The sequence below is a fragment of the Paralcaligenes sp. KSB-10 genome (assembly GCF_021266465.1).
In the GTDB taxonomy this organism is placed as follows: domain Bacteria; phylum Pseudomonadota; class Gammaproteobacteria; order Burkholderiales; family Burkholderiaceae_B.
In genome coordinates this window covers 770,419-793,417 of sequence record NZ_CP089848.1, presented here as the reverse complement: position 1 = coordinate 793,417, position 22,999 = coordinate 770,419, and the positions used below count along the sequence as shown (strand labels likewise).

Below are 22,999 nucleotides of genomic sequence, written 5' to 3'. Positions count from 1 at the left end.
GGCAGTCATGAGTAATCTAATTGAAGTTCAGGAACTGACCAAGACATTTACCCTGCATCAACAGCATGGGGTGGTGCTCAAGGTGCTGCGCGCGCTCAGCTTTGCGGTACAGGCGGGGGAGTGCCTGGTCTTGCATGGACGTTCGGGCGCTGGAAAATCCACGTTGCTGCGTACTTTGTACGGCAATTACCTGCCGGCGGGCGGCAGCATACGGATCAGGCATCACGGGGGAATCCGCGAAATGGTCGGCGCGAATCCACGCGAAATTCTGGCCATGCGACGGGCGACGCTGGGCTATGTAAGCCAATTCTTGCGCGTCATTCCGCGCGTGCCATGCCTGAATGTGGTCATGGAACCGGCTTTGGCGCGCGGCTGGCCGCGGCCTCGGGCGGAAGAACGGGCCCGGGCCTTGCTGGCCCGCCTGAATATTCCCGAACGCCTTTGGGCATTGGCGCCCGGCACATTTTCGGGAGGAGAGCAGCAACGGGTCAATATTGCGCGCGGCCTGATGGTGGAGTGGCCGATTCTTCTGCTGGATGAGCCCACCGCCTCGCTGGACGACACCAATCGCCAGGTGGTGCTTGAACTGATTGCCGAAGCGAAAGAGGCCGGTTCGGCCGTGATTGGAATATTTCATGATCGTGCTGTGCGTGATGTCGTGGCCGATCGTTTTCTGGATATGAGTGCCGAGGAGCCTGAATATGCTTGCTGACCAAGTTTATACCAATGCGATGGTCGTGATGGCCGACGAGATGTTCCTCGGTACTGTGACCGTGCGCGACGGGCTGATACAGGATGTCGACAAAGGCATTAGTCATGCCCCGGCGGCACAGGATCTGCAGGGCGACTACCTGATGCCCGGCCTGATCGAGCTGCATACCGATAATCTGGAAAAATACATCAACCCGCGTCCGGGCGTGGATTGGCCGTCCGAGTCGGCCGTGCTGGCCCACGATGCCCAGCTTGTTTCAGCGGGCATCACCACGGTCTTCGACGCGCTGGCCATAGGGGATGTCAATCCCAAGGGAACGCGGCTGTTGCAGTTGCCGGTCATGCTCAGCGCCATTGCCACGGCTCAGGATCAGGGGCATACGCGCGCCGAGCATCGTCTTCATTTGCGCTGCGAGCTTTGCCACGAAAAAACCCTGGACGTATTCAATGACCTGGTGCGGCATCCGCTGGTGCAGCTGGTATCGGTCATGGATCATTCGCCCGGCCAGCGACAGTTTGTAAAAATGGAAAAGTACCGTGAATACTTTCAGGGCAAATACCATTTGAGCAATATCGAAATGAATTCCTTCATCGACCGCCAGCGCGACAATTCACGTCGGTACAGCGACGGCCATCGCCGCGGCATTGTGGAGGTGTGCCGCGAGCGTTCGCTGTCGATGGCCAGTCACGACGATGCGACGGCGGAACATGCTCAGGAGTCCGCGGACCTTGGCATGAGCATCGCCGAATTCCCAACCACATTCGAAGCGGCATCAACCAGCCATAGGCTGGGGCTGAAAGTACTTATGGGTGCGCCGAATATCGTGCGCGGAGGATCTCATTCGGGCAATATTTCCGCAGCGAGCCTGGCCGAGAACGGGGTCCTGGATATCTTGTCCAGCGATTACTATCCGGCCAGCCTGCTGCAGGCGGCCCGCCTGCTGGCCGACCAGGACAATGCCTACGATTTACCGGCCGCCATCGCAACGATCAGCCTGGCTCCCGCCCGCGCGGCGAGGTTGAGCGACCGGGGGGAAATCCGCATTGGCCTGCGTGCCGATCTGGTGCACGTGCGTCCGCGCGACAAGCAGTTCGTGGTGCAGCAGGTGTGGCGCGGCGGCGCACGGGTTTTTTGATGCCCGGCCGCCTGGTTTATGTCATGGGGCCTTCGGGCTCGGGCAAGGATACGGTACTTCTGGGCTTGCAGTCCAGGCTGGATGGCTGTCATCTGGCCCGTCGCATTATCACTCGGCCTGTGGAAGCCTGCGAGGGGCATGCCGCATCGGTTTCCATCGATGAGTTCAATCGGCTGGAGGCCCAAGGTGCCCTGGCCATGGCTTGGCGCGCCAATGGATTGGCCTATGGCATTTCCGGCGGCATCGACGCAGTGCTGGATGGCGGCGGCGATGTGTTGATCAATGGTTCGCGGGCCTATTTGCCGCAGGCACGCGCGCGATATGCGAATTTGCTGGCGGTGCTGCTGACGGTCGATCCGCATATATTGCGGTGCCGACTGCGGGCGCGAGGCCGGGAAAGCGAAGCGGAAATCGATGCACGCATGGCGCGCAACAGTCGGTTCGTGGGCGCGACGGCGGTGGGAACGGCGTCGGCCGGCGGCGTTTTTGTGATTGATAATTCGGGAAATGTCGAGCAGGCGGTTCAGTCGCTGGTGATATTTTTGCAGCAGGCCCGCTTATGCGCTTGACCTTATTGGGTACTGGCAATGCCGGGCAAGTTCCGGTGTACAACTGCCACTGCGCGGCCTGCCGGCGCGCGCGTCGCGACACGCGCTACAGGCGCGGGCCGTGTTGCGCCCTGGTCGAACATGAGGGGCAGCGCTGGCTGGTGGATTCCGGCCTGATGGACCTGGCCGAACGGTTTCCACCGCACAGCCTGAGCGGTATTGTGCAAACTCATTATCATCCCGACCATGCGCAGGGCTTGCTGCACTTGCGCTGGGGGCAGGGCCTGTGCGTACCTGTGCTGGGGCCGCCCGATCCCGTGGGCTTGGCCGATCTGTATCTGCATCCCGGTATTCTGGATTTTTCGAAAAGCCTGCGGCCTTTTGAAACGGTTCAGCTGGGTTCACTGTCGGTGACGGCGGTGCCGCTGGCCCATTCCAAATTGACTTATGGCTATGTATTCACGGGGGGCAAGGTCTGTTTTGCCTATCTGACCGATACGCTGGGCTTGCCGCCCGAAACGCGCGATTATTTGCGGCAGCGGCGCCTGGATTTGGTGGCGCTGGATTGTTCTTTTGCGCCGCAGCCGCATTTGCCGCGCAATCACAACGATCTGACGCGTGCCCTTGAAACGCTTGAGCAGTTGCGGTTCAAACACGCGGTATTAACGCATGTGGGGCACGGCCTCGATGCGTGGTTTATTGCCAATCCGCATGCGTTGCCCGACGGAGTGTCAATCGCCAGGGATGGCGATTTGTTTGAATATGCCATGGCATCGACTGTTTGAATGTGGTTTTGATTATCTGTGTGGATTGCCTGTTGATTGCCTTGTTCGAAGTCAATGGGGTGGCTTTTGTGGGGGCTCGTGAATGCGTGGGGTTGGTTCATTGTGGCCCGCTGTTATTCGCATTCTTTGTTCTTGAGACGCGGGGGTGGCGGCCCAGGCGGGGTGGAGCTCGCATCGTCCGGTCCTGGCTGCGCCAGGACTGCCCGCGGCCGGCGCCTGGATCGGGCGGTCGCGGAACTCGCGTCGTCCACAGCCCCCCGGGCTGTGGACACCCTTGACGCTCAGACAACCGCTCCCTTGCCTCCCGATCCAGGCGCCGGCCGCGGCGGACTCAAGCTCGCTCACCCCGCCTGAGCCGCCACCCCCGCTCGCGTTGGAGTTTTTGCACGATTACACGCCAACGCGGCAATAAGGAATCGCATGAACTCTTGTGCGGCTGCTCGTGGGTTCGTAGAGGTGGGAGCAAGGTCCGCCTCTGCGCCACTGTCCCGTGGTTTCCAAGGCGGTATCTACCGAATCCGTTATCAGGTTACCGCGTCGCGCGGCTGGCTGGCATTGAAGGCCTGCTTATCGAGAATATCCACGAGAATGTCGACGGCATCCCAGACGTCGGCAAACCCCAGGTAAAGCGGCGTGAAGCCAAATCGCATGATTGCCGGTTCGCGATAATCGCCGATGACTCCGCGGGCGATCAGCGCCTGTATGACGGCATAGCCATGGGGATGTGTGAAGCTGACGTGGCTACCGCGCCGTTCGTGCGCGCGCGGGGTGACCAGCGCAAGCGGATGGGCCGCGCAGCGCGTCTCGACCAGATTGATGAACAGGTCGGTCAATGCCAGTGACTTGCAGCGCAAGGCGGCCATATTGGTTTTGGCGAATATGTCCAGCCCGGACTCAACCATGGCCAGCGAAACGATGGCCTGGGTACCGCACAGGGCGCGGCGTATGCCGGGATCGGGCACGAAGTCGGCGCCCATGGTAAAGGGGTTGGCGTGGCCCCACCAGCCGGAAAGCGGGTGGAAAAATTCTTGCTGGTGCTTGGGCGCTACCCAGATAAACGCGGGCGCGCCTGGGCCGCCATTCAGATATTTGTAGGTGCAGCCCACGGCAAAATCGGCATCGGCTTCATTCAAGGCTACGGGCACCGCGCCCGCTGAATGCGCCAGATCCCAGAGCGTCAGGGCGCCATGCGCGTGCGCATGAGCCGTCAGGGCCGGCATGTCCAGCAAGTAGCCGCTGCGATAATTGACATGGGTCAGCATGACCACGGCAACGTCCTGATCGATGGCGGTGTACAAGTCTTCGGGGGTATCGACCAGGCGCAATTGGTAACCGCGGTCCAGCCATTGGCTCAGGCCTTGCGCTATATATACGTCGGTCGGAAAATTGCCGCGTTCGGTAAGGATGATCCGGCGTTGTGCTGTAGGGGCCTGGCCCGCCTGGATCCGCAGCGCGGCGGCCAGGGCCTTGAACAGATTGATTGAGGTTGAGTCGGTTACGACGACTTCGTCGGAACCTGCGCCTATGAGCGAGGCAATCTTGTCGCCGAGCGTGGAGGGCAGGTCGAACCAGCCTGCCTTGTTCCAGCTGCGGATCAGGTCTGTGCCCCATTCCTGTTCAATGACGTGCAAGCCTCGCGCCAGGGCCGCTTTGGGCCGCGCGCCCAGGGAATTTCCGTCGAGGTAGATGACCCCTTCGGGCAGGGCGAACTCGTTTTTCAGATTGGCCAGATCATCGGCCTGGTCCATCAGGATGCAGTCGTTACGGCTAAGCATGGGGATCTCCGGTGATGCGCTGTCGGCACAGGCGCCTGGCCTGGGTTTGATGAAATTATAGGCTTCAGGCAATGGTGTTTTATTGCATAGTGGGGCGGCAATTTCTTATTTAATGTGCTTTCGGGCTGAAATTTCGGAGGATCTTGTCGTTAGGGCATTTTTGGTTCGAGTGTTTATGGGATTCGACGTTTTGGTCGGTTTGGTATTTACGGTTTGGTATTTGAAGACGCCGTTTATCGGGGCTTGGGGTCAGGACCGGCACGGCGTGCTTGATCCGGATCTACCTCGTCCAGGCGGGCGTCGGGCCAACTCACTACGCCGCTGGCGCGGCTCCGTTCAAACAGGGCCCGACGACTTCCCCCGCCTTCCCTACGGTAGCATCCGGCGCACGCCTTACGCCGGTCCTGACCCCAAACCCCGATAGACGGCTGACGTTACGGCTTGCCTGGAATCAATGTGCTTGCATCTACCGTTAATGGGCCTGCATCAATAAAACAGTTAACGTGCGTGCACCCGTACCTTTATCATGTCGCCACATCTACCTCGATTGACGACTCGATGGATCGACGACTGGATGTACTAAAAGCACCCACCGCCTCAACGTAGCCTGTGATTGGCTTAACGCGGCTTCCCCAATGTATACCTCGAGGCATTTCCTCAACGCAAGCCGCAGGGTGGGCGGTGCTGTGCAGTCCGGCGGTAGTCCAGCGCCGGGTGCTGACGAAGGGAAGGCGGGGGCCTTCGGCGGGCGCTGTCTGAGTGGCGCCCCGCACCGCGGGGCGACGCGAGTTCGCCCGACGCCCGCCTGGACGAGGCAGACCCGGGCAGTCGGGGCGCGTAGCGCCACGACCGCTGGACGTGCCGGACTGCACAGCACCGCCCACCCTGCGGCGTCTTTATAGAAATTAGACATACAACTGCCGCAAAATTACCCAACTCGGTATCTTCGAATTGTTGGCCGAGGCTGCTTGCCCCACACTGAATTCCACGCCTTAAACCGGGAGACCAACATGCGGCAACCCTATTCTAAACAGCGCGGCCAGGGTATGACCGAATACATCATTGTGGTGGCTTTGGTGGCCGTCGCCGCGATAGCGGTTTACCAGCTTTTCGGGCAGGTGGTGCGTTCGCAAACGGCAGCCATGGCCAAAGAGCTTGCCGGTGAAGATGGTTCGGAACAATCTCGAATGGCGCAGTCCGCCGCTGAAGCGGCGGCGGCTCAAACGGCCGCCAAAACCCTTAAATCGTTCACTGGCAACGCCGGGGCCAGTCAATGAGGCCCGGGCCTGATTCAAGAAAAGCCCTTTTACGCCGGGACCTGAAGGCACAGCCGGCCCAGGCCGGCCAGGCACTGGTATTCGGAATGCTGTTGGCCGGGATGGCGATTCTGGTGCTGGTGCGATATTTCTCCACCAGCCAGGTCGCGGCCGCCAAAGCGCGTCAATTGCATGCGCTGGATGCAGCGGCCTATAGCGGGGCACTGGTTCAGGCCCGTGCCTTGAATATGCTGGCGTATCTTAACCGCGCCCAGATAGGGCATCAGGTGGCCATGGCCCATCTGGTAACCCTTGGGTCGTGGGCGGCGTTTGGCGGCGCGCAGGCGCGGCAACTGGGCTCAGGCAATCCGCCAGCCTATCTGATCGCCATGATGTTCGGGCCTGATCATGGCGCCGCGTATCTGGCCGCGCGCGCAGCGGGTGGGCTTGATGCACTGGCCCGCACCGAGGGCGATCTGGCGCATGCCTACGCGGCGCACGATCATATAGTCCAGAATGTATTCGATTCGGTGCAGCAGGAAATCGTAGCCGGGTTGCCCGATGTGCGTTGGGCCGCCATGCAGGCCATACTCGCGCAAAACTACCCCGACCGCACCGACGCGCGCGGGCTATCTGAGCATGCCGCGCAAGAGCAGGAAAAATCCATTTCCCCTGACTCCCGTGCAAATGAACGCTTTGATTTATCAATACTCGACGACAACTGGCCAGGCTTTTTGCAGATGTATTCCGGGCAACAGCGCTTGCGGTCTTTTGTCCTGGAAGTCGCCCGTTTGTACGATTTTCTGGGGCCGCGCAATCATACGGCCAACAGTCCCTGGATAGTTGATGAGAAATGCCCGGCGTTGCGCCACGAATTGCGTCGACGCGGCAATACTGAGCTTGATGCTTATGGACACTGGCAGTCCATCGACACAGAATCCTTTCATGCCTTGCGCTCCAATCGCTGGATTGGCTGTTACTACCGCGAATATCCCATGGGCTGGGGCTGGATTCCGAGCGCCTTGAATCAAAGTGTCGACGGCCCTTATACCAACAGTCCGCCCAACGACTTTGCCGCGCAGGATTTCTGGCGTTGGGTACGCGACGCGACTAATTGGGATATTCATTCCGGCGATGCGAATCCTCTGGCCAACTCTCGGGCTGTGGCGGGCCGTCAGCGCTGGCACGGCGGCGGATTGCCCATGTATTTCGATACCAGTACCCAACAAAGAGGCTTGAGCCTGAAATTCACCGTTGCCTTGAAGCATCCCGGCCCGGGGGATTTAATGGTAAGCACTCAGAGCGCAGCGGAAACTTTTTTTGAGCGCCCTGAACCGCGTGCCGATGGCCGCCTTGAAACCGGCAATTTGTTCCACCCCTACTGGCAGGCGCGATTGGCTACACCCAATTCGACTCATGGCGCGGCAAAGGAGGCGCCATGAATTGGATAGCCCGATCGCAAGGTGAATGTGGCCGCATGCAGCGGGGCCAGGCTCTGGCCGAAGGCCTGGTGGTTCTGTTCGTGCTGCTTTCTGTGTGGGTGGCTATCGGCTGGCTGAGCCGGTTTCAGGATATGGCTTTGCAGGCAACGCATGCCAGTCGTTTTGCCGCGTTTTCGGTAGCCCGCCATTCCGATCTAAGGCCTGCCGCCGATATTCGGCGCCGCTATTTTTCAGGGCCCGCGCATCAATGGAATGATCGACATGGCCGCAGCGTGCTGAGCCTGGAGCAAACGGAAGTTTCCTTGCTTGTCAGGTCCGATACCGCGCTCGATGTCCAGGCCCAGCCAGGAGGCTCACTTGCCGATGCCGTCTCTTTGCGCCAAGGCTGGCGCATTGACGACACAGGTATTGTTCGGGCCATTGTGACTGTTGGTTCCCGTGCTGCCACACAAGATATCGTTCACAAGGCGAATGCTGTCAAGATAGGTTTGAGCGCGTTCGATGGCGGGTATCCCATCCTGACCCGCCATACGGCCATTCTAGCCGGTGCCGGACACGCCTCGAACGACCTCGACGCGCAACACCGGATAGCTGCATCGAAGCTGGGGTGGAGCAATGGCGCGGAAAACTCGTACCGCCTCGGGCGTCATATACAAATGCGTACCCAGCCTCTTGACCGTGCCTGGGGTCGGGCGGCGCTGGAACTCGATTGGCTGACGCCCTGGGCAAGCCATGTTCCCGAGCTGCACTTGACTCGCCTCCCGGAGGCCGAAGCCCATGACTGATTGGATACCGTACGTCATCCGGCATTGCTCAGTTTCGCGGATGGGGAAATATTTCAAGGCGGTTCTTGTATTGACGCTGGCGGCCGCAATAATCGACACGCAGGCCAACGCGTCGATCGACAACAGGCTGAAGCTACTTGAAACGCCGGAATTCATCTGGTCGGAGCCAGAAAAAATTCAGCTATTTGGCGTGCCTGCATCTTGGCGTCGTTTCGCGGCGCCCATGCCAGTCGAAAAAGCGGCCCGAATTTTGTCTAGCCATACACATTTGTTCCAACAAGTGGTGGCGTTCAGGAAAAAAATAATTCTGTTCGGGATGCACGCTGGATGGCACTGGGTAGCCGATCTGGAACCGACGGGACAAGGCTTCCAGGGAACGATTTCGGCTTTGGATGCAAGTTTTCCGCATCTGAGCGAGGCTGCGCAAAATCGCTCGAATCTGGCCGTAGCCTGGGTGCCGATTCAGGCTCGATTGCTCTACAGCGAAAAGACGTTTATGAAAGGTCGCCCGGTAGTACAGCAAATTTATAACGTCGCGTGGCCCCTGGGCAAGTTGAATCTCTATGTGCGTGAGCGTTTGCAGACTTCCGGCTGGCGCGATACATCGGGCCAGGGGCAACTCTTTAATGGCGGTGTTTGGCTGCGCGAGAGCGAGCGCCTCATGCTGATCTCTCATGAAATATCCGGAGGCAGCGCATTGTTCATTCATCATTTTCAATAGTTTTATCTGGGAGCGAAGCATGCGCCTGCCTGTGTTCAACCGTTCCATGGCATTGCTGCTGTTGGCTGTGCTTGCTGGCCTGGGTGCCGCCCTGGCAGCTCGCCAATACTTGGCGGATCGTATTCATCAGCTTGAGGCCGATGCAAGAATTTCAACGGTCTCACGGGTGGTGGCCGCCTACAATCTGCCCTCCGGCACGCGTTTAACGTCCGATCATTTCGCCGTACGCCAGTTTCCCACTGCTGCGGTATCCAGCGATAGTCTCGCTCCCGAACGATTCCAGGAGCTGACAGGCAGCGTTCTGGTTGCGCCTTTGCATGCTGGCGATCCTATTTTGCGTGTGCATACCGCGCAGGCCCAAGTGTCGCCTTTTTCAGGCAAGCTTGGCGAGGGCAGGCGAGCGATTACCATCCCCGTAGATGCCATCAATTCAGTGTCCGGACTGCTCGAGCCGGGAGACCTGATTGACTTGTATGTGTCATTCGATCATCAGCGCCGACGCATTACTGCCCCTTTATTGCAGGGGGTTCTGGTTCTGGCGACAGGGGCTGCGACTCGGCCTGCCAGCGAGACTGCCCGGCAGAGCAACTATTCCACTGTGACGCTCGATACGTCTCCGGAAGATGCAATAAAGCTGGTAGCGGCCCGCCAAGGAGGGAGCATTACCGCCTTATTGCGCCACCCACACGATAGGCGCCCCGATCAAAAGGCAGTTCGCGGCGATTTGGCCAGCCTGTTGGGCGTTAATGAGCGCATCGCGACTGTCAAGACACGGAACGCACCTGTCATCTACGGAAACCAGGCCGCTCGCGGCCTGCCGCGACTGCACCCCGACATTCCCGTGCCAAAACCAGCGAACGGCGTCTTCGACTTGCCATATACCCCCGAACTGGCCAGCGCCTGGATGCGCGCCGGGGGGCTACCGGATCAATCCGATACGCCCTTGGTTTTGCCTCATTGACGCTGGTTTGACCGAACCCTGGGTAAACAGGAGTTTGAGGCGCTGTCTTGGATAGGAACTGAAATCATGAATTTCCGGTCTGTGTGTGTAGCCTGCGGTTTGTTGCTCACTGTGCCTGTGGCTGGCGCCGAGCCGGACACATTGCTGAATTTGCAGGTGGGCGAAGTCAAGGTTCTGGCGGTGCCGGAAGTGGCCCGTGTCGCCGTGGGGGACGGCCATGTGCTCAATGCCGTGACGACTGAAGAAAAAGAGGTCATTGTGTTTGCGCGGCACGAGGGTTCCAGCACTCTGCAGATCTGGTCCGCGAATGGCCGGAAGCATCGCTATCAAGTCGATGTCGCCCCAGAGGGCGCGCGCCAGACCCGGGCCGAGCTGCGTACTGTGCTGGAGCGTATCCCCAATGCGCGGGTGTCGGTGGTCGGCGACAAGCTCGTGGTCGAAGGAGACGATTTGTCCGACAGCGATCGTGAACGCGTCGCCGCGCTCAGCAAGCGCTATCCACAGTTGCTTGACTTTACGAGCCAGGTAGGCTGGGACCGAATGGTATTGCTGGACGTGCAGGTGGTGGAGGTGCCGCGTTCGCAATTGCAAGAGCTGGGGGTGCGCTGGAACACGGCAAGCGATGGCGGCTTGAACGCAGGCCTGGCCTGGGATGGCGGGTCGCGGCAATTCAGCGCCAGGCCGGGTGAGTCGCTCCTGGATCTTCCGTTTCCGGCAAGAATGGCTGCTGGGTATTTTGGGATCAATGCGGTGCTGTCCGCGCAGATCAGGGCTTTGGCGCAAACAGGCTCCGCGGTCGTGCTGGCGCAACCTCAGCTGTTGGCGCGCAGCGGCGCCACTGCTGAATTTCTGGCCGGCGGCGAAGTTCCCTACTCGACGGTCGAAGCCAATGGGGCAACAAATACCGTGTTCAAGCCTTATGGTGTTTCCTTGCGCATTACACCGAAAATCGAACGAAATGGCGCTGTGCGTTCGCGCATTGAAGTAGAGGTCAGTTCGGTGGATCAATCGCTATCGGTGCCTAACGGGCCATCGTTGAAAACCCGGCGGGCGGCCACTGAATTCAATGTCCGCTCGGGCCAGACCTTGGTATTGGCCGGATTTCTGTCGCGCGAAGAGTCGCGCAATACCGACAAGGTTCCCGGCCTGGGCGATATTCCCATTCTGGGCGCTTTGTTCAAGTCGCGGCGTTTCCAGCACAACGAAACCGAGCTTGCCATTTTTGTGACTCCTGTTGTGGTCGCGCCGGACGATCCGGGTTTGATGCAGCGGGTAGCGCAAGGCAGGGCCATTCTCGATCATGTTTTTCCGGATGGCGAGTTGATCAACTCGCCGGTCCATGCGGCTGCAAGATTGCCGCAGGCCCTGAGTGCGTCACATATGAGCTGGGATCCCTATAGCGGCGCAGGTTCCCAATGGGGCCATCCGGAATCTGCGCCACCGTTATCCTCCGGGCTGGCCAGCCCATTGCCTGGTGTGCCACCGGTACGGCGCACCGGCGTCAACCAACATGATTTTCGGGAGTAAACCATGCTGAACCTGGAACTTCGATTCGAAGATGGCACTACCCATGTGAAACAGCTTTCCCCTCCTGTGGAAATCGGCCGCGCTCCTCAGGCAAACTTGAGGCTGGGTACATGGAGAGTGGCCAGGCGTCACGCCCGTATCGACCAGCGTGAATCCGGCCTGTTCCTGGAGGATTTTGGTTCCTTGACAGGCACTCTTGTCAATGGGCAACGGGTGACGCAATATGGGCCTTTGCAACCGGGCGATGAAATTATCGTAGGCCCTTGTCTGATCCATCTGCGCGATATAGCCGAACCCAAAGCCTCTGGTCATGCGGCGGATCCACCCATCCAGGTGGCGGCAAATGATTCGACTGGAAGCCTACCCACATTGCAGGCCCTGGTTCCCTCGGGCGCGCCTACCATTGTTTCTCCGCGGCCCGATACTGAAAACGTTCAGATATCCGTGGCGGCGCTCCTCCATCATCGTCGTCGCCTGCACGCTGCTTTGCTCGAAGCCCTGGACTTGCGCCGGCGCGACGTGGCCAATATGAGCGATACGGCCTTGCGCGGCGAGGCAACGGCGGTACTGGCCGAAATAATCCAAAGCGATCCCGATATTCCCGCATCGGTGAACCGTGACGATCTGCTGATCGACGTGGTCAATGAGGCTGTTGGCCTTGGGCCTCTTGAACCCTTGCTGGCAGATCCTCATATCAGTGAAATCATGGTAAACCGCCACGACGAAATTTTTATCGAATCAGCCGGGCGTCTGGTGCGTCATTTTTCAGGATTCAGCAGTGAGCAGGCGGTCTTGGGGGTCATCGACCGTATTGTGTCTCCTCTGGGCCGTCGTATCGACGAAAGCTCGCCCATGGTCGATGCGCGTTTGAGGGATGGGTCGCGGGTGAACGCCATAATTCCTCCATTGGCGCTGCGAGGAGCTTCTCTTACCATACGCAAGTTTCCGAAAAATCGGCCGAGCATGGACGATTTGATTCGAGTGGGTGCGCTTGACGCGTCGATGTGCGAATTTCTGCGCCTGTGTGTTGGATCGAGAAAAAACATTATTGTTTCAGGCGGCACCGGTTCGGGCAAGACAACCCTGCTGAATGTCCTGTCCAATTGTATTTCCGCGAGTGAACGTATCGTGACCATCGAAGATGCGGCCGAGCTGCGTCTCGACCATGAGCATCTGGTGTCGCTGGAAGCGCGGCCCGCCAATCTTGAAGGGCGCGGCAAGGTCGATATTCGCGACCTGGTACGCAACGCCTTGCGCATGCGGCCGGATCGTATCGTAATTGGCGAATGCCGCGGAAGCGAGGCCTTCGACATGCTTGCCGCCATGAATACCGGCCATGAAGGCTCCCTGACGACCTTGCACGCCAATAGCCCGCGCGACGCCTTGTCGCGGCTTGAAACCATGATACTCATGGCGGGCATGGATTTGCCGCTTGCGGCCGTGCGTGAACATATCGCCGCCAGCATCGATTTGTTGGTGCAGCAGGCAAGGCTAAGCGACGGCCGCCGTTTGATTACCTCGATTGTCGAGGTCACAGGCACGGAAAGCGGCCGCATACAGACGCAGGAGCTTTTTCGCTATCAGGCAGCGCCCGTCAGAGCGTTCATAGGCTGCGGGGTCATGCCGGAATTTTTCTCAAATAATGGCGAATGCCCCCAAGGCCTGGATGCCGCCTTGTTTCACCAGCGCACCGAACTGAACCAGACCGTGGCCTGTTTCGAGATAACCGCGTCGCAGGCCTTGCCATGATTATTCTGTTTTTATTCTGTATCGCGATTGTGGCAGGCGTGGCCAGTTGGCTGGTTCAAGGGTGGTGCAGGCTCGCATATCAGCGTTATCAATCGGCATTTCAACGGGAAGCCAAGGCGCGTTTAAGTGAATTTTTCCTGTTTTTCGATCCGGCACAACTATGGTCGCTCAACCTGATTTTGTGCGGTGGCCTGGCCCTGATCGTTTACATGCTTTCGGGTTCCCTATGGCTGTCGAGCGTTATCGCAGGGCTAAGCCTGATTGCTCCTCAGACTGCCATAGCCGGCTTGCGGCGCCGCCGTCTGACGCAGTTCGACGAGCAGTTGCCGGATTTGATACAGGCGCTGGCGGGAGCACTGCGCGCCGGATCCGGAGTGCAGGCGGCGTTGAGGCATATTGTGGTTCAGGCGCCCACACCCTTGGCCCAGGAGTTCGGCTTGATGCTGCGCGAGCAACGCATGGGTGTTTCTTTCGAGCAGGCCTTGGCCGCACTGTATCGACGCGTGCCAACAGAAGGCACCGGACTGCTGGTGTCTTCGCTGAGCATTGCGGTTCAAAGCGGTGGCAATCTGGCTGAAACGCTGGAGAGAATCGCCGCTACCCTGCGGGCTCGGCTTCATCTGCTGGCTCGGGTGCGGGCCTTGACCTCGCAGGGAAAATTGCAGGCCTGGGTCATGGCGTGCCTGCCTTTTCTTCTGGCGTTGGCGCTGGAGGCAATCGACCCCGACTCCATGGCTTATCTGTGGCATACCCGCGCGGGTTGGGCCGTGATCGGCGTCATTATCGGACTGGAGTTGCTGGGTGTCATGTTCATACGTCGCATAGTCAGTATTGAAATCTGAGCGGCGGCAAATCAATTGGCGGCCCAAGGCACCATGGCATAGGGTCTGGCAGTTAAAGGAGCTCAGATGTGGTTCTGGTTCAGTTGTTTGGCGGCGGGGGTGTCTTTGTGCCTGTTTTGCTGGGTGATCACCCATCCGCTCCGCTTGCGCCTGCAGGCGGCAAGCATGTATTCGAACCATGCAGGTTTGAAGCTGATCCTGCCTTGGGTGCTGGTTCTGGCCGCGGCCTGCCGTCCGTGGATTTCATGGCAATTGCGCAATACGCTGGCCAGGCAGATCCAGCGGTCGGGTCTGGAGCCGGTGTGGAAGGCCGAGCACATTGTGGCGATGCAGATTCTGGCTTTCCTGTGTCCTGGAGCATCGGCGGGCCTGGCCCTGGCTGTCTATTTTCTGCTGGAGCCTGTGCATGGCCTGACGCTGAGCCTTTGCCTGGGCGGGCTTTGCGCGTGGTGGCCGCGCCGTAGCTTGCGGGACCAGGCACGGGCCCGGCAGCGCTGGATGCTGAGGGAGTTTCCGTTCCTGCTCGACATGACAACCCTGTGTGTGGAAGCGGGCCTCAATTTGCATGGAGCCTTGCAGCAGGCAGCCGCAAATGGTCCCTCGGGCCCTTTGCGGCAGGAGTTGCGCCACGCTTTGGCCGACATGCGCGCCGGCATGGCGCGGTACGAGGCCCTGCAGGGCCTGGCCGACCGCACCGATATGCCCGCAATCCGTCAGCTAGTGGTGGCGCTGAGTCAGGCCGATCAATTGGGCATGAGTCTAGGGCCTTTGTTGCGCGCGCAGTCCGAGCAGCGCAGAACCGAAAGGTTCCTGCGGGCGGAAAAGCTCGCTCTGGAAGCCCCTGTGAAAATGTTGTTCCCCATGGTGTTCTGCATTTTCCCTTGTACTTTCTTGATTATCGGCTTTCCGATTGTGATCAAGCTTGTGGGGGTGGAGATTTGAATTCCGAGCCTGAGTCACTGCAGATTTTCCAGGCGTTCGGTTATTGCGACCGGCTACGCGGTTTGCACGCGTATCCGGAACTGGTCGGGCACCGCGGTTTGTGGCTCAAGCCCTGCAAGGCAATACATACGTTTGGCTTGGCTTATGCCATCGATGCCGTATTTCTCGACCAGGATTTGCGTAGTCTGAAATGTGTTGAAAACATGGCTCCCAATCGCATTGCCTGGTGTCTTGGTGCCCGGTCTGTTGTGGAATTGCCCGGCGGCTATTGCGCGCGCAATTCGAGCGGCGTGCAATGGCTGCGCCACGCGCTGTTGCAAAGCGGGCTGTTTGTGCGATAAAGCGGATTGTCAGAGAGCCTCGCACGTCCGCATGCTTATGGAGGTTTATGGTGCATTTTTGGTTCGGGTGTTTATGGGATTCGGTGGGTTGGTATTTACGTTTTGGTAGTTTTGGTATTTGAAGACGCCATCTATCGGGGCTTGGGGTCAGGACCGGCACGGCGTGCTTGATCCGGATCTACCTCGTCCAGGCGGGCGTCGGGCCAACTCACTACGCCGCTGGCGCGGCTGCGTTCAAACAGGGCCCGCCGAAAGCCCCCGCCTTCCCTACGGTAGCATCCGGCGCACGCCTTACGCCGGTCCTGACCCCAAGCCCCGATAGACGGCTCACGTTAGGGCTTGCCTGGAATCAACTTGCTTGCATCTACCGTTATGGGCCTGCACCCATAGAACCGTTAACGTGCCCGCACTCATGCCTCTATCACGTGGCCCCTACACCACGATGTGCCAAACCCTGGATTTACTATGCGCCCGACGTCTCACCGTAGCCTGTGATTGGCTCAACGCGGCTTCTCCAACGTCTCTCTCTATGCATTGCCTCAACGCAAGCCGCAGGGTGGGCGGTGCTGTGTAGTCCGGCGGTAGTCCAGCGCCGGGTGCTGACGAAGGGAAGGCGGGGGCTTTCGGCGGGCGCTGTCTGAGCCCGGCCTCGCGAGGCCGGGCGAGTTCGCCCGACGCCCGCCTGGACGAGGCAGACCCGGGCAGTCGGGGCGCGTAGCGCCACGACCGCTGGACGTGCCGGACTACACAGCACCGCTCACCCTGCGGCGTCTTTATAGAACTACCGTCCAAAGTACAAAGTAATAAGCTAAAACCTGAACGAACGGCTCAAAAATAATCGACTAAAACACGTTCAGTGCCGTAAACGCCTGAACCAAACATGCCCTAGTGCGCTTTAGGAGGCCCGCTCCGGTGTAGGATAATTGGCCCCGAACACGCTGATATAGGCCGGGTAAAAACTGCAATACAAGATGGCCGCGACGATAATATTGACCGGCGTCAGCATGACTTGAACCAGGCTGTCCGCCATCCCCATGTCGACCATCAGATTGCCCAGCAGCTGTATGGACAGGAATACGGCGCCCCAGCTCAGGCCGTACAGCAGGAACGGCCATTTATTGCGCCAGCACGCCACCATTGAGAAGAACAGGGCCTGGGTCAGTTTGATCTTGTGCCAGCCCACCAGGGCCGGTGCATGCCAGAACAGGGCCGAGATCACGATATACATCAGGGCAAAGGTAATGAACGGCCCGCGTACGGCTACCATCAGCGCGGCTTCGTCCACGGCGGTGCCTGTGCCTATCGCGTCCATGATGCTGCTCATAAAGGGCAGAGTAGCCAGGAAGCCTCCCGCCAGGCAGCAGGCCAGGTACGCCAGGCCCAGCCGGATCAGGCGCTTGCGGCTATCGGTGTTGCGCAGCGGCTCCAGCCACATGGGCAGCAGCATACGCTCGCCGGTGGCGATATGGCGGCAGGCGCACAAAGAGATAAATGTCAGCAGCGGCATGGCGGCAATCAGCGTCATTTGGCCCAGCAGCGGGATCAGGTACGCGACCGTAATGAAAAACCCTGTCATCAGGCTCCAGAAGAACAGGGGCATGGGTTGGAGCCGGAAAAGCTTGGCCCCGTCCTGTATCCATTGCCAGCCGGCGATGACGGGAAGTGTGGCTGCTTGCATAGTGAGTCGGGTTTCCGGTTGTGGGTCAGGGCAGGGCAATGGATACGGCCTTGCGTCGTTCGCGCAAAATGCGTTCGAAATGGCGCGGGTCGTGAGGTTTCAGGGTTTGCGCGGGCCGGGGCAGGAAGAAGTCGTACAGACGCGAGACCCAGAAGCGCAATGCGGCCGCCTGCAGGATCGTGGGCCAGGCGTGCTGTTCGGCCTCGTGAAATGGCCGTACCGCGGCGTAGGCGCCCAGCCAGGCGCGCAGCCTTTCCGCATCGAATACGCCCGTGGTCTGTTCGACGCACCAGTCGTTTACGCTGACGGCCACGTCGAACAGCCAGCTGTCCCAACCGGCAAAGTAGAAATCGATGAAGCCGCCCATTTTGGGCATGTCGAATGTGCCATCGAACAATACGTTGTCGCGAAACAGATCGCAATGGGCGGGCCCGAAAGGCAATTGTCCATGGATGTCGCTACTGGCAAAACGGATCTGTTCGGCCAGGGTTTCCTGGATCAGCGTGCTTTGATCCGGATTCAGGAAAGGCAGTATCAGAGGCACCGTGCGTTTCCACCACGCCAGGCCGCGCAGATTGGGCTGCTCGATCTGGAAAGACTGGCCGGCCAGATGAGCGCGCGCCAGGGTTTCGCCGGCCAGCGCGCAATGCACGGGGCCGGGTGCGGGTTCGTAGCCGCCGCGCAGGCGCGTGACGATGGCGCAAGGCTTGCCGTGCAGGGTGGTCAGGCGTTCTCCGCTGCGCAGAGTCTGGGGTTGGGGCACTGGAATGCCGTGCTGGGCCAGATGGTGCATCAGTTCAATATAGAACGGCAATTGCTGGGCGGTCAGCACTTCGAAAATGGTCAGGACGTATTCGCCCTGTGTGGTGGTCAAGAAGAAATTCGTGTTTTCGATGCCGGCGGTAATGCCGCGCAGGGAGATCATCTCACCCAGGGAATACCGGGCAAGGAGGTCGCGCGCGTCGCTGTCGCTAACAGGAGTAAAAACGGCCATGGGCGGGTAAGACTCTAGGGTAGATAAAAACAAAACGCCCGGGAGGGCGGGCGTTTGATTTTAGACCAGGTTGGCTGCTTGCGTGTTCGGGCGCCATTTCCAGAGGGCAAAGCGCATTTCCGGACGCTTCGCATGGCCCGCCCTGGTTCGAAGGCGGGCCATGCGAAGGCTTATTTTTTAAGCAGCGAGCATTTCGAATCGGCGACTTTGGTGAAGGCTTCTTCGCCGGGTATGGTTGCGACTATTTTCATATAGTCCCAGGGTTTCTTGGATTCGGCTGGAGTCTTGACCTGCATTAAATACATATTATGAATATAGCGCCCATCCTGGCGGATGTAGCCGCTGTTGTAGAAGTCGCTGATTTTCATTTTTTTCAATTCAGCCATGACCTTGTCGGTATCCACGCTCTTGGCCGCGGCCACGGCTTTCAGATAAGTCGAGACGGCTGAGTAGTCCGCGGCCTGATGGGTGCTGGGCATTTTTTTCAGCTTCTCGTAGAAGCGTTTGGCAAATTTACGCGAAGCGTCGTTCATGTCCCAATACCAGCTGTCCGTCATGAGCAGGTGCTGCGCGGTGGCCAGGCCCAGGCCGTGGATATCGTTGATGGTCATCAGCAGGCCGACCAGCTTCATGGACTTGCTGATACCGAAATCGTTGGCAGCCTTGATCGAATTGATGGTGTCCGACCCGGCGTTGGCCAGCCCAAGCACCTGTGCCCCGGATGCCTTGGCCTGCAGAATGTACGAAGACATATCGGGCGAGTTGGGAGGATGCTTCACCGAACCGACCACCGTGCCGCCATTGGCCTTGATGACGGCGCTGGTATCGGCTTCCAGCGAGTGTCCGAAGGCATAGTCGGCCACCAGGAAGTACCACGATTTTCCTCCCTGCTTGATGACGGCCGAGCCTGTGCCTTTGGCAAGCGCCACCGTATCGTATTCGTAATGAACCGTGTAGGGAGTGCAGTCTTCGTTGGTCAGGCGGGCCGTGGCCGCGCCGATGTTGATATAAGGGATCTTTTTCTCGGCAATGATGGTGTTCATGGCCAATGCGGTGGCGGAATTGACTCCGCCGACCAGCAGCTTGAGGTGATCGCGGTCTATCCACGAGCGCGCTGTCGAGGCGGCAATGTCGGGTTTGTTCTGATGGTCTGCCGACAAGACTTCTATTTTGCGTCCGAGTACCGATCCGCCGGCGTCGGCCACCGCCATTTTGATGGCTTCAAGACCGCCGGGGCCATCGGTGTCCGCATAGGGGCCCGACATATCGGTGATGAAGCCGATGCGTATGGGTTCGCTGCTGGCCTGAGCGCAGGCCGTGCCGGTAACGAGGCCCAGCGCAAGCGCCAGGGAGCTCAGACTCAAAAGGTGTTTTTTCATTGATGGTCTCCTGATTATGGGTATGCAAGCCCGCTAGGCCTTGCTGCCCTGTTTTAGCAACTCGGCGGCGAAATCCGTGCGCACATCTTTGGCCGCCACCATTTCACGCACGACTCGGTCTATGTCCGTGCCCTTTGCGCCCGCGGCGATGGCAATATTACGGGCATGCAGGGCCATGTGGCCACGCTGTATTCCTTCGGTGGCCAGCGCCCGCAGGGCACCCATGTTTTGCGCCAGGCCGACGGCTACGGCCACTTCGGCCAGTTCTTGCGCTGTCTTGATCTGCATTATCTTCAGCGACAGGCGAGCCAGCGGATGGGTTTTGGTGGCTCCGCCCACCAGTCCGACGGGCATGGGCATTTCCAGTGTTCCGACCAGATCGCCGTTCTGCGCGATCTCCCAGGTGCTGAGCGAGGTGTAGCGGCCCTGGCGGCAGGCATAGGCGTGCGCACCGGCCTCGACGGCGCGCCAGTCGTTGCCGGTGGCGACGATAACCGGATCGATGCCGTTCATGATGCCTTTGTTGTGGGTCGCCGCGCGATAGGGGTCGACGGCCGCAAACGTGTAGGCGTCGACAATGCCGTTTACGACTGTCTCGCCGCTGTAGTGCTGGCTGGCGAGCAGCGCCGGCGCGATCTGTACGCGCGCCCGGGCCAGACGCAGGTCGGCCAGGTTCGACAGGATGCGCAGCCGGACTTTGCCGGCGGTGATTTGTTCGAGGCGTTCGGCCACCGCCTCGGCCATAGTATTGACCGTATTGGCGCCCATGGCATCCCGGACATCGACGAGCAGATGCACGACCACCATGGGGCCGCGTGCGGTGTCGGGGAATACATGCACTTCTATGTCCCGGCAGCCGCCGCCCAGGCCGATCAGCACGCGGTCGCGGCTATTGGCGATATCGATGATGTCCTGGCGGTGATGAAAAATCGCATGCCGCGCGCCGTAGGGATCGGATACGCCCATGATCTGGACTTGCGCACGCATGATCGGGCCGGTGCTGGATGTCTGGAAACCGCCCGATTCCCGGATCAGTTTTGCCATATAGGAAGCGGCCGCCACGACCGATGGTTCTTCCACCACCATGGGTACCAGCACATCTCGGCCGTTGATTTGAAAGTAACCGGCCACGGCGTAGGGCAGCTCGAATTTGCCGATCACATTTTCGATCATGCCGTTGGCGGTATCCAGCGGCAGGGCATCGGCCTGGGAAAGCAGGGCGGCATCCTGAGGAGTCAAGCCGGCTTTGGCAACGATCTGCTCGAGGCGCTGAGCAGGGTCGAGAGATCGGAAATTTGGCAAACGCGAGTCTATAGACATGAATTTTTCTGCGTGAATAAAAAAGGAGAGCCTGGCGGCTTGTCGCTTGGGCTGTCCAAGTATAGATAGGGTGCGTCTGGATTCGATATGTAATAAGCAACCATAAAAAATCTGATCTAATGTTGTTTAATTCTTGATGGAGGCGAATATATGGCATTGCGATGCATGGAGGTTATTGAGCTGCTCTACCGCGACGCCGGCCGGCAGCAGTTTGTTGCCTTGCTCGATGACATAAAGGCTTTGCCCGACGATGACGCCAAAGCCCTCCTGGCCAGAAGCATCGAAATGGGCATCACCATCAAGGAACGCTTCGAATTGCTTCAGCAGCGTGAACGCGGCTTGCTGGCGGTCATTGAAACAGCCCAGGATCTGACCGCGATCACCGATCTCGACCAGGTGTTGCGAGCCATTGTGCAGCGCGCCCGGAAATTGCTGGGTTGCGATATCGGCTATTTGTCGATCTACGACGCAACACAGGGCGATTTTTATGTACGGGCAACCGATGGCGCTTTCTCGGAAAAATTCAAGCAGATACGCGTAGGGCTGGCAGTGGGTATCTGCGGTTTTGTGGCACGCAACAAGGCGCCGTATTCTTCGTCCGACTACGGCACTGACGGGCGTTTTACCCATACTCAATCGATCGATACGGGTGTGCTCGACGAGGGCATCAAATCGATTTTGGGTGTGCCTTTGCTTGCCGGCGAGCAGGTCATCGGCGTGCTGTTCGTGGGCGATCGGTATGTGCGCGCGTACGCCGCCGGGGAAATGTCCATTTTGTCCACGCTGGCGGCGCATGCCTCGGTGGCAATAGGCAATGCGCGCCTGTTTGAACAGGCGCAGGCCGCCTTGCAGCAGGCGAGCCAGACCAATCTGCTTCTGGCCCGGCAAACGGCCGACACCCGCAACGCCGCGGAGGCTCATGAGCAATTGACCTCCCTGGTGGCCAGGGGCGGCGATTTGAAGAATCTGTGCGAGATGGTCGCCGGCATGCTCGGCGGCCATGTAGCCGTGTATGACGAAGGAGAGCAGGAAGTTTGTTCGTCGATCAGTCCCGCGTACCAGCGGCCGGACGACGCCAGGCAACCGTCCGGTCCCCGCTACTGGTTTGAAGATCAGGTTCACGCAGCCTTGGGCCAGAGCCGCACGCTGGGGCGATCTGTGATTGCTTTTGAGCGCCCAGGGCAGGTCTGCCGGGTTTCGGCAGTGACCGGCGGCCGGGGAATGCTGGGAGCCCTGGTCATATGCACGGCGGCGCCGCTTGGCGAGGTAGCCATCAGGGTTTTTGAGCGAAGCTCGATGGTGACCGGAGTGGTGCTGTTGTCGCAAGAGCGCCGGGAGTCTGCGGCATTGGCAGAGCTCCCTCTGTTTTTGCGCAGCTTGGTCAGCCCCAATCAGCGCGATGTGGCGCATTTACCGGATCAGGCCGCGCGTTACGGCCTTGATTTGTCGCAGTCCATTTGCGTGACCGCTGTCGAGTCCGACCGCGACCGCAACAGTTATATCGTGAAGCGGCTCAGTGCCGAGTTTAAAGCTGCCGGCCTTGTGTTTGCCGAAATGGATGGCCTGCTGGTTTTCTTCGGCGGTGTCGAATCCGCGGACCGCTTGCCACAGTCTTTGCCGCCATTTTTCGCCAGGCATTTGCGGCTGCCCATGACGGGGGTGATGTCGACTCCGGTACACTCTGCCTCTGAATTGCCGCGGGCTTACCAGGCTGTCCGGCGCTGCCTTGGTTTTTTACGGCTGCTGGATCGCAAGGGTTCCATTTTCCTTGAACGGGAATTGTCGCTTTATTCGGTTTTGTTTGAAAAACAGGGCAGGGAAGATATTGATTCGTTTCTTGTCTCGGCGCTGGGAGCACTGTATAGCGGCGACGATGCGCGGCATGCGGAACTGGCGCGTACGCTGCTGGAATATCTCGATTGCGGTCATAATGCCCGCTCGGCGGCGAAAGCCCTGGATATTCACATTAACACCTTGCGCCAGAGGCTGGATGCCATCGATGCCATGCTGGGGCATTGGCGCAATACGGCACGTGCCCTGGAAGTCCATATGGCGCTGCGTCTTTGGCGTCTGAGCAGGGGGCAGAAATTTTTCGCCTGAATCCCAG

General features: G+C 59.3%; 20 protein-coding genes. 15 read left to right on the top strand and 5 right to left on the bottom strand.

All coding sequences use genetic code 11. The annotated features are described in order from the left end of the window. Window positions 1–7 precede the first annotated feature (7 nt). Genes phnL through phnP form a run of 4 tightly spaced genes read left to right on the top strand, consistent with a single transcriptional unit; the run spans window position 8 to window position 3,180 of the window. Window positions 8–712 (top strand): phosphonate C-P lyase system protein PhnL, encoded by a 705-nt coding sequence (gene phnL, locus LSG25_RS03670; protein WP_232743361.1) that lies wholly within the window; start codon window positions 8–10, stop codon window positions 710–712. After that, complete coding sequence (locus LSG25_RS03665) at window positions 702–1,847, top strand: alpha-D-ribose 1-methylphosphonate 5-triphosphate diphosphatase (protein WP_232743360.1); 1,146 nt, start codon at window positions 702–704, stop codon at window positions 1,845–1,847. Before phnL ends, LSG25_RS03665 begins: the two co-directional genes overlap by 11 nt. Next, a complete protein-coding gene (gene phnN / locus LSG25_RS03660; protein ID WP_232743359.1) occupies window positions 1,847–2,416 on the top strand; it encodes a phosphonate metabolism protein/1,5-bisphosphokinase (PRPP-forming) PhnN in 570 nt (189 codons plus the stop codon). The genes LSG25_RS03665 and phnN overlap by 1 nt, the downstream gene beginning before the upstream one ends. Next, window positions 2,407–3,180, top strand: a complete 774-nt coding sequence (gene phnP / locus LSG25_RS03655; RefSeq protein WP_232743358.1) for a phosphonate metabolism protein PhnP — start codon at window positions 2,407–2,409, stop codon at window positions 3,178–3,180. Before phnN ends, phnP begins: the two co-directional genes overlap by 10 nt. A 524-nt stretch (window positions 3,181–3,704) precedes the next feature. Here the strand turns inward: phnP and kynU are convergent. Further along, the gene (kynU, locus tag LSG25_RS03650; protein WP_232743357.1) at window positions 3,705–4,955 is read right to left on the bottom strand and encodes a kynureninase; all 1,251 of its coding nucleotides are present in this window, start codon (window positions 4,953–4,955) and stop codon (window positions 3,705–3,707) included. Between the two features lie 1,010 nt (window positions 4,956–5,965). Between kynU and LSG25_RS03645 the strand changes: the two genes are divergently transcribed. The 10 genes from LSG25_RS03645 (at window position 5,966) to LSG25_RS03600 (ending at window position 15,521) form a co-directional block, all read left to right on the top strand. After that, the gene (locus LSG25_RS03645) at window positions 5,966–6,232 is read left to right on the top strand and encodes a hypothetical protein (protein ID WP_232743356.1); all 267 of its coding nucleotides are present in this window, start codon (window positions 5,966–5,968) and stop codon (window positions 6,230–6,232) included. Continuing rightward, window positions 6,229–7,653, top strand: coding sequence for a hypothetical protein (locus LSG25_RS03640; protein WP_232743355.1), 1,425 nt, complete (start codon window positions 6,229–6,231; stop codon window positions 7,651–7,653). Before LSG25_RS03645 ends, LSG25_RS03640 begins: the two co-directional genes overlap by 4 nt. Beyond that, window positions 7,650–8,438, top strand: coding sequence for a hypothetical protein (locus LSG25_RS03635; protein WP_232743354.1), 789 nt, complete (start codon window positions 7,650–7,652; stop codon window positions 8,436–8,438). Before LSG25_RS03640 ends, LSG25_RS03635 begins: the two co-directional genes overlap by 4 nt. Continuing rightward, a complete protein-coding gene (locus tag LSG25_RS03630; protein ID WP_232743353.1) occupies window positions 8,431–9,159 on the top strand; it encodes a hypothetical protein in 729 nt (242 codons plus the stop codon). The genes LSG25_RS03635 and LSG25_RS03630 overlap by 8 nt, the downstream gene beginning before the upstream one ends. Further along, complete coding sequence (gene cpaB, locus LSG25_RS03625) at window positions 9,113–10,120, top strand: Flp pilus assembly protein CpaB (protein WP_232743352.1); 1,008 nt, start codon at window positions 9,113–9,115, stop codon at window positions 10,118–10,120. The genes LSG25_RS03630 and cpaB overlap by 47 nt, the downstream gene beginning before the upstream one ends. A 66-nt stretch (window positions 10,121–10,186) precedes the next feature. Continuing rightward, on the top strand, window positions 10,187–11,647 hold the full coding sequence (locus LSG25_RS03620; RefSeq protein ID WP_232743351.1) for a type II and III secretion system protein family protein: 1,461 nt from the start codon (window positions 10,187–10,189) through the stop codon (window positions 11,645–11,647). A gap of 3 nt (window positions 11,648–11,650) precedes the next feature. Continuing rightward, window positions 11,651–13,396, top strand: a complete 1,746-nt coding sequence (locus LSG25_RS03615; protein WP_232743350.1) for an ATPase, T2SS/T4P/T4SS family — start codon at window positions 11,651–11,653, stop codon at window positions 13,394–13,396. Further along, entirely contained in the window at window positions 13,393–14,238 is an 846-nt protein-coding gene (locus LSG25_RS03610) for a type II secretion system F family protein (protein ID WP_232743349.1), read from the top strand. The genes LSG25_RS03615 and LSG25_RS03610 overlap by 4 nt, the downstream gene beginning before the upstream one ends. Window positions 14,239–14,304: 66 nt before the next feature. Continuing rightward, window positions 14,305–15,180, top strand: a complete 876-nt coding sequence (locus LSG25_RS03605; RefSeq protein ID WP_232743348.1) for a type II secretion system F family protein — start codon at window positions 14,305–14,307, stop codon at window positions 15,178–15,180. Continuing rightward, the gene (locus LSG25_RS03600; RefSeq protein WP_232743347.1) at window positions 15,177–15,521 is read left to right on the top strand and encodes a DUF192 domain-containing protein; all 345 of its coding nucleotides are present in this window, start codon (window positions 15,177–15,179) and stop codon (window positions 15,519–15,521) included. The genes LSG25_RS03605 and LSG25_RS03600 overlap by 4 nt, the downstream gene beginning before the upstream one ends. An 895-nt stretch (window positions 15,522–16,416) precedes the next feature. Here LSG25_RS03600 and LSG25_RS03595 read toward each other — a convergent pair. The 4 genes from LSG25_RS03595 to LSG25_RS03580 all read right to left on the bottom strand — a co-directional run bounded on the left by LSG25_RS03595 (window position 16,417) and on the right by LSG25_RS03580 (window position 20,892). Continuing rightward, window positions 16,417–17,199: a BPSS1780 family membrane protein gene (locus LSG25_RS03595; RefSeq protein WP_232743346.1), complete on the bottom strand. Its 783-nt coding sequence runs from the start codon at window positions 17,197–17,199 to the stop codon at window positions 16,417–16,419. Between the two features lie 25 nt (window positions 17,200–17,224). Continuing rightward, window positions 17,225–18,193, bottom strand: a complete 969-nt coding sequence (locus LSG25_RS03590; RefSeq protein WP_232743345.1) for a homoserine kinase — start codon at window positions 18,191–18,193, stop codon at window positions 17,225–17,227. Between the two features lie 170 nt (window positions 18,194–18,363). Beyond that, window positions 18,364–19,572: an ABC transporter substrate-binding protein gene (locus LSG25_RS03585; protein ID WP_232743344.1), complete on the bottom strand. Its 1,209-nt coding sequence runs from the start codon at window positions 19,570–19,572 to the stop codon at window positions 18,364–18,366. A gap of 33 nt (window positions 19,573–19,605) precedes the next feature. Beyond that, complete coding sequence (locus tag LSG25_RS03580) at window positions 19,606–20,892, bottom strand: hydroxymethylglutaryl-CoA reductase, degradative (RefSeq protein WP_232743343.1); 1,287 nt, start codon at window positions 20,890–20,892, stop codon at window positions 19,606–19,608. A gap of 150 nt (window positions 20,893–21,042) precedes the next feature. Between LSG25_RS03580 and LSG25_RS03575 the strand changes: the two genes are divergently transcribed. Next, window positions 21,043–22,992 (top strand): GAF domain-containing protein, encoded by a 1,950-nt coding sequence (locus LSG25_RS03575; RefSeq protein WP_232743342.1) that lies wholly within the window; start codon window positions 21,043–21,045, stop codon window positions 22,990–22,992. The last annotated feature ends 7 nt before the right edge of the window (window positions 22,993–22,999 follow it).

What these genes read in the sequence shown, in the direction of transcription:
- LSG25_RS03595 (WP_232743346.1), bottom strand. Translation starts at nt 17,199, where the DNA reads ATGCAAGCAGCCACACTTCCCGTCATCGCCGGCTGGCAATGGATACAG.
- LSG25_RS03645 (WP_232743356.1), top strand. Translation starts at nt 5,966, where the DNA reads ATGCGGCAACCCTATTCTAAACAGCGCGGCCAGGGTATGACCGAATAC.
- LSG25_RS03635 (WP_232743354.1), top strand. Translation starts at nt 7,650, where the DNA reads ATGAATTGGATAGCCCGATCGCAAGGTGAATGTGGCCGCATGCAGCGG.
- LSG25_RS03580 (WP_232743343.1), bottom strand. Translation starts at nt 20,892, where the DNA reads ATGTCTATAGACTCGCGTTTGCCAAATTTCCGATCTCTCGACCCTGCT.
- LSG25_RS03640 (WP_232743355.1), top strand. Translation starts at nt 6,229, where the DNA reads ATGAGGCCCGGGCCTGATTCAAGAAAAGCCCTTTTACGCCGGGACCTG.
- phnL (WP_232743361.1), top strand. Translation starts at nt 8, where the DNA reads ATGAGTAATCTAATTGAAGTTCAGGAACTGACCAAGACATTTACCCTG.
- LSG25_RS03620 (WP_232743351.1), top strand. Translation starts at nt 10,187, where the DNA reads ATGAATTTCCGGTCTGTGTGTGTAGCCTGCGGTTTGTTGCTCACTGTG.
- LSG25_RS03615 (WP_232743350.1), top strand. Translation starts at nt 11,651, where the DNA reads ATGCTGAACCTGGAACTTCGATTCGAAGATGGCACTACCCATGTGAAA.
- LSG25_RS03590 (WP_232743345.1), bottom strand. Translation starts at nt 18,193, where the DNA reads ATGGCCGTTTTTACTCCTGTTAGCGACAGCGACGCGCGCGACCTCCTT.
- LSG25_RS03610 (WP_232743349.1), top strand. Translation starts at nt 13,393, where the DNA reads ATGATTATTCTGTTTTTATTCTGTATCGCGATTGTGGCAGGCGTGGCC.
- cpaB (WP_232743352.1), top strand. Translation starts at nt 9,113, where the DNA reads ATGAAATATCCGGAGGCAGCGCATTGTTCATTCATCATTTTCAATAGT.
- LSG25_RS03575 (WP_232743342.1), top strand. Translation starts at nt 21,043, where the DNA reads ATGGCATTGCGATGCATGGAGGTTATTGAGCTGCTCTACCGCGACGCC.
- LSG25_RS03630 (WP_232743353.1), top strand. Translation starts at nt 8,431, where the DNA reads ATGACTGATTGGATACCGTACGTCATCCGGCATTGCTCAGTTTCGCGG.
- LSG25_RS03585 (WP_232743344.1), bottom strand. Translation starts at nt 19,572, where the DNA reads ATGAAAAAACACCTTTTGAGTCTGAGCTCCCTGGCGCTTGCGCTGGGC.
- LSG25_RS03605 (WP_232743348.1), top strand. Translation starts at nt 14,305, where the DNA reads ATGTGGTTCTGGTTCAGTTGTTTGGCGGCGGGGGTGTCTTTGTGCCTG.
- phnN (WP_232743359.1), top strand. Translation starts at nt 1,847, where the DNA reads ATGCCCGGCCGCCTGGTTTATGTCATGGGGCCTTCGGGCTCGGGCAAG.
- kynU (WP_232743357.1), bottom strand. Translation starts at nt 4,955, where the DNA reads ATGCTTAGCCGTAACGACTGCATCCTGATGGACCAGGCCGATGATCTG.
- LSG25_RS03665 (WP_232743360.1), top strand. Translation starts at nt 702, where the DNA reads ATGCTTGCTGACCAAGTTTATACCAATGCGATGGTCGTGATGGCCGAC.
- phnP (WP_232743358.1), top strand. Translation starts at nt 2,407, where the DNA reads ATGCGCTTGACCTTATTGGGTACTGGCAATGCCGGGCAAGTTCCGGTG.